At 59.7% G+C, this 4,918-nt stretch carries 6 protein-coding genes and 1 pseudogene; 6 read left to right on the top strand and 1 reads right to left on the bottom strand.

Annotated elements, in window-relative coordinates:
- Positions 1-394: 394 nt before the first annotated feature.
- Positions 395-781: an RES family NAD+ phosphorylase gene (locus tag DIE08_RS35080; protein WP_124906441.1), complete on the top strand. Its 387-nt coding sequence runs from the start codon at positions 395-397 to the stop codon at positions 779-781.
- A gap of 136 nt (positions 782-917) precedes the next feature.
- The gene (locus tag DIE08_RS35075) at positions 918-1,214 is read left to right on the top strand and encodes a hypothetical protein (RefSeq protein WP_124906439.1); all 297 of its coding nucleotides are present in this window, start codon (positions 918-920) and stop codon (positions 1,212-1,214) included.
- A gap of 129 nt (positions 1,215-1,343) precedes the next feature.
- On the opposite strand, the gene DIE08_RS35070 is transcribed toward DIE08_RS35075, so the two are convergent.
- Complete coding sequence (locus tag DIE08_RS35070; RefSeq protein WP_124906437.1) at positions 1,344-1,937, bottom strand: lipase family protein; 594 nt, start codon at positions 1,935-1,937, stop codon at positions 1,344-1,346.
- A 12-nt stretch (positions 1,938-1,949) separates the two neighbouring features.
- On the opposite strand from DIE08_RS35070, the pseudogene DIE08_RS35065 reads away from it, so the two are divergent.
- The 4 genes and pseudogenes from DIE08_RS35065 to DIE08_RS35050 form a co-directional block, all read left to right on the top strand.
- Positions 1,950-2,084, top strand: a pseudogene (locus DIE08_RS35065) (FUSC family protein); the annotation flags it as partial.
- A 399-nt stretch (positions 2,085-2,483) separates the two neighbouring features.
- Positions 2,484-3,545: a hypothetical protein gene (locus DIE08_RS36630; RefSeq protein WP_311768967.1), complete on the top strand. Its 1,062-nt coding sequence runs from the start codon at positions 2,484-2,486 to the stop codon at positions 3,543-3,545.
- Between the two features lie 575 nt (positions 3,546-4,120).
- Positions 4,121-4,327: a type II toxin-antitoxin system VapB family antitoxin gene (locus DIE08_RS35055; protein WP_124906443.1), complete on the top strand. Its 207-nt coding sequence runs from the start codon at positions 4,121-4,123 to the stop codon at positions 4,325-4,327.
- Complete coding sequence (locus DIE08_RS35050; protein WP_124906434.1) at positions 4,324-4,707, top strand: type II toxin-antitoxin system VapC family toxin; 384 nt, start codon at positions 4,324-4,326, stop codon at positions 4,705-4,707. The genes DIE08_RS35055 and DIE08_RS35050 overlap by 4 nt, the downstream gene beginning before the upstream one ends.
- The last annotated feature ends 211 nt before the right edge of the window (positions 4,708-4,918 follow it).

Below are 4,918 nucleotides of genomic sequence, written 5' to 3'. Positions count from 1 at the left end.
CCTTGAGCGCCGAACGGCCGGAACGCGGCGCTGATTGGCCATTGAGGGCGAAAAGAGCAGTGGCTCTTGATGGCCGAGAGCCGTCGGATACAGTCGGCCTGGGAGTCCCCCAAACGCTGCCTTTCCACCATCGGTGACAAAGAGCGTCCGATTTGAATTTTGCGTCGCAACAGGCTGCACTGTACGTTGGGAATCGATCTAGAAATCAGGAGCTTACCCCCGGAACTCGAGGTCCACTACGCGAGTAGACAAATTTGATGTGGACGTAGGCAAGTTGACGACATTGTTTTGGTGGGACTGCCAGAAAAGTCGTCAACTCGCGGGCCGGAAGCCTTGATCCACGAGGATTCTGGAGTGACGGAAATATTTTGCTCTACGACACCGGGCGCTCGACGTGGCCACCGCGGTGGCCGAGTACCAGCAGCTGTCGCCGCTACTGCCGCCTGGCACGCTCGTGAGCTATCGCGTGACGGCCGCGCCCGTGGTTGACTTCACGGCGGGCTATCGCGGCGACCACTGGTCGCCATCGTGGGAGTCGTTCTTCTGCGACTGGCGCCGGGACTGGTTCAACGCGCGGATCGAGCCGCCGAGCTGGGTGCTGGGCGATGAGGTGATCGCCGCCGGAGCCAAGGGCATCCTGTTCTCGTCAACGCAGGCGGCCGGCGGCACGAACCTGGTCCTGTTCGTCGACCAACTGGACGCCGCCGATCGCCTGGAGGTCATCGATCCTGCGGGCGCCTTGCCGCGCGATCAGGCCTCGTGGGGCGAGTCACCGGCCTGACCGGCCGGCCGCGATCCCGGCGCCTGGCATTCCGGACCGCGGCGTGGCGCCACCTGAAGTCAACCGGCCGACGTCTGTCGCGTTATGGAGGGGGACGACGACGATTCGTCGTACCTTTTCTTTCCGGAGACATCGCATGAAGAAGCTCACCGTCGCGCTGATTGCAACGATGTTCGCTACTGCTGCGCTCGCCCAGACGGCCACGCCGGCTGCGACCACCCCGTCGCATGCGGGGGCCGCCAATTCCGCATTGGCGCAGCCCGCCGGGGCCGCCGCGCCAGGCAGCAAGACCCGCAGCACGACGCACCGGGTCAACCACACCACACGCAGTACGACGCACCGGCTGGCCCCCGGCGGCAAAGTGCGCAAGGTCAGCGACAAGCGCAGTCGTATCGGTCACCGCATGACGGCATCGGCCGGTACCGCGCAGTAAAGCGCGCCGAACGACGCTGAATCGGATCTCGCCCGGCTGCGGCCGGTTTTTTTGGGCGCGCCGTCAATGCCGCTAATTCTTATTAGCGGCATTACATTTTTGACGACAGTCGAGCCGAACTTCAATGCATCACTTCTCCTGGGTGTTGGGGGGCGGGGGCATATGGATGTCGCCCAAACCCAGCCCCAGAAGGAAGATGTATCCGAGGATGTGCTGAAATCCGGCCTGCATAAAGAAGTCCGTAATGTTGCCTACAACCGTCCCGTCAAGCTTGATTTGCTGGGAGCCGTAGTTCCCCCACTGTCTGTAATTCAGGGGGGTTGCCGTAACAATTATCGCGTCGATAAGTTCCTTGATGACGTCCGAGGGCGGGGCTACCGAACCATATATCGTTTTCACGGCACCGATGGTGTCTGCGTTCCATGCCATCGGCACGATGTCGCACGTATTCCACACGCGTATCGCGTTGGCTTTCATTTGCTCGTCGAAGTAACCGGCAAACATATCGTTACCCGCCGTCGGGGCGGCAAATGTCTGGCAAGTGTATTTAAACGTCTGCGCCTGTAGGTAACGTACGTTCTTCAGATACAAGACCAGTCCGGATGCCAGGGCCCCGCCCAGGCTGTGCCCGATAACATTGATCGTGCTCGAGGCTCGCACCGTCTTGAGAAAGTCGACGAGCATCACGCCGTTTGCGTCTGTAGTCAGGATAACTGACGACAATCCGATATCCGTTCCGACTGGGCCCGCACCGGCGCCGCCGCGTGGCTCTACCTATTCAAGGCGCTGCTCGAGACCTTCATCGCGCTCGGCGTGTCGATGCGGCTCGACCTACCGGCGCCGAAGACGGCCATGACGACCGTCTTCATGGGGACCTTCGCTCAAGAAGTGGCACCGGTACTGGCATCAGTGCTTCGCGCCTAAGGCATTATCGTTCGTGACAACCTGCGCCACGCGTCAGTGGCAACGACGTCGGCCTATCTCCATGGGGAAAGAGGTGAAACGCGTGCCCCCAATCGCATCGCCAGAGCTTTCCCCGCCCCGCTCGGTATACGATTCCTCCGGAAGACGGATGAAGGCAAAACAGTCGCGACAACAGAGGCAGTAGCGGGCTCCGCCTACATTCAGTCGCGTACGCACTTGTTCGGTTTTGATGCCGCAGGTCAGGTGGGCACGTGACCGCTCATTCGAGAACGAAAGTTCAAACAAGTGCGGCAAAAGCCAGCCTCACTCGAGGCTTGTTACTCCGTTCTGCTCTAGCCATTGAAGGTGTCGGTCAACTCCAACGCGCGGCGAAATCGCGAGGACAGTTTCTATTGGAACATCCAAGATAAGAAGGCGGTCGGTGAACTGGAGTTCGAGGTCGGCTACAAGCACTGGAAGAAGGTTCCGTTCGAGCTTTTTCTCGGCGAAGAAGCCTCGCCCTATCCCTTCCCGTTCTCGACGGCGATTCCGTCACTGGATCATGTCAAGCATGTGGAAATCGCCCGCGGCCCCATGGGACGCCCCAACCGGCTGCTCGTCCATGGAGCGAACAAACCATCCATCGGACTGTTTCTTGAGCCGGACCTGCTGCACTTCATTCGCGTCGACGATAGCAACTGGCCCGAGTGTCTGGATTTCCGCATCGAATACATCGGCATTTCGACCGGGGAGAATGGACAGCGCGACTACGCCGACCGGCTGTCGAACCACGAGAAGGTACGCGAGACTGCTGGGATCATCCAGCGCGACGCGCCCAACCTCCAAGTCTATGTCTTCGGCTACAAGGCCAGCTATGTCATCGAACCGGTCCCTCAGCACTTCATCACCGGCAGCGGCATCCTGGAGGCCAGAATCGGCATGCCGGATTTCGCCAAGGTGCTCGAAGCGGCCTTAATCGGTCACTTTCGGCCCGCGTTCAATGACGAGTTCAAGAAGTTTCCCGACGGCACCCCACCTCACTGGGTGCACACGCTCAAAGACATCATTCGTCCTAGCGACGAACTTCCCGGGAAGGCCATCCTTTCCGTCGTCATTGCCTCGGATAACCGACACAACCCCGAAGGCCCCTGGACCTTCGGCCGCTTCTATACGGATCACACGCTGTTGCGCGGCGGGCCAACGGACCTGTCCCAATCACGATCGATCTGTCCGCCATGCCGACGTAGACGGACAAGACTCGGCAAAATGCACATGACACCGGTCCGGTGGTCGCAATCCAACAACGCGGCATCGGTTTGCTCGTTTCATCCAGAGCGTGCAAACGCAACGCGCTCCCGGCACGATTGGAAGAGCGCCATGACCCAGTTTGCGCTGCTTTACCCGGAACGATTCAACATTGGAGTCTGAATCTCAACCCGCCTCACACACGAAATTCCGGATACCTCCTACGGCTGCGTTACGACCTGAAATCACTGCCCCGCCGCCCCTGCGCACCTATCTGCTGAGGCACTCGATGCGCTCAGCAGGTCAACGCAATGTCACTCGACGTACGCAAAGTGTAATGCTTAGGTTGCTCTGTCAAGTCGGCTAAACACACGGCGGAATGCCTCGAAGAGGAAATCGCAGAGCAAAACGAGCCGCCGCCGACCATCCAAGACCTGTTCCACACTCCAACCGCATAGATTTTCAACCCCGAAGCACGTCTACATCCCAACCGCATACTTTTGTTCGACGGGAAAAAGACGTACATCCCAACCACATAGTTTTTCTCGTCGTGCCGAGTCAAACGTGCCGAGGAGCAAAAATATGTGTGGTCAAAAACCATGTGGTCTAGGTTTCCTCCTGCCCGCAAAGCCTTGTCGCAGCTAGATCCAGACACGCACACTTTTCCTCCGGAGCACTCCATTAATTCGTTTATCAACGACTGGACCGCCGGCGAGTTGATGCTAAAATTGATGCGAAACGGCATCAAAGGAGCCATCATGCGTACCACCGTCACCGTCGACGACACTCTGTATGCGCGCGCACTCGAACTTGCCGAGCCGGGTATGTCGCCGGCCGACCTGTTTCGGGCTGCACTAGAAACGTTCGTGCGTGTCCAAGCCGGCCAACGCCTTGCCGCGCTTGGCGGTCGCGCACCCGACATGCCGGATGTGCCGCGTCGCAACCCAGATGCGGCTGACCGATGAGCGTTCTGGTCGACACCTCCGTCTGGATCGAGCATTTCCGGCGACCGCTACCGGCGCTTATCCAACTGCTGCGCGTCGATGATGTCTTGACGCATCCACTAGTGATGCTCGAGCTCACGTGCGGGACGCCGCCCGAACCGCGGGCCCGAACCTTGGGAGATCTCGCGCTATTGCGCCAAACGCGCCTCGCGACGCCGGGCGAGGTAGCTGACTGGATCGAGCGGGAACGGCTGTATGGGCGCGGATGCGGCGCGGTGGATTGCACGCTGCTGGCGTCGGTGCTGCTGACCCCGAGCACTAAGCTCTGGACGCGCGATCGTCGGCTCGTGCAACTGACGGAGCAATTCGGGGTTCACTACCTACAGCCAGACCTGCATTGAGCGAAGCAGTTGCCGGCTTCTGCAGTGATGCCACCAAATTCCTTTGCTCGCACTAGCAAGCGCTAGACGGCCACAATGCAGGCAGCAGATCGTAATCGCCCCTATAGCCCGCCCCGCAGCGACCACGGCCATCACACAACATGGCCGATTTTCGGCAGATTCTCGCGCAGCGTTAGAATATCGCCCCTTCTCATGTGAGATCAAAATGTCC

This window comes from Burkholderia sp. Bp9004 (genome assembly GCF_003858025.1).
GTDB lineage: Bacteria > Pseudomonadota > Gammaproteobacteria > Burkholderiales > Burkholderiaceae > Burkholderia > Burkholderia diffusa.
The sequence above is the reverse complement of the archived record's forward strand: the minus strand, read 5'-3'. Positions and strand labels throughout refer to the sequence as shown.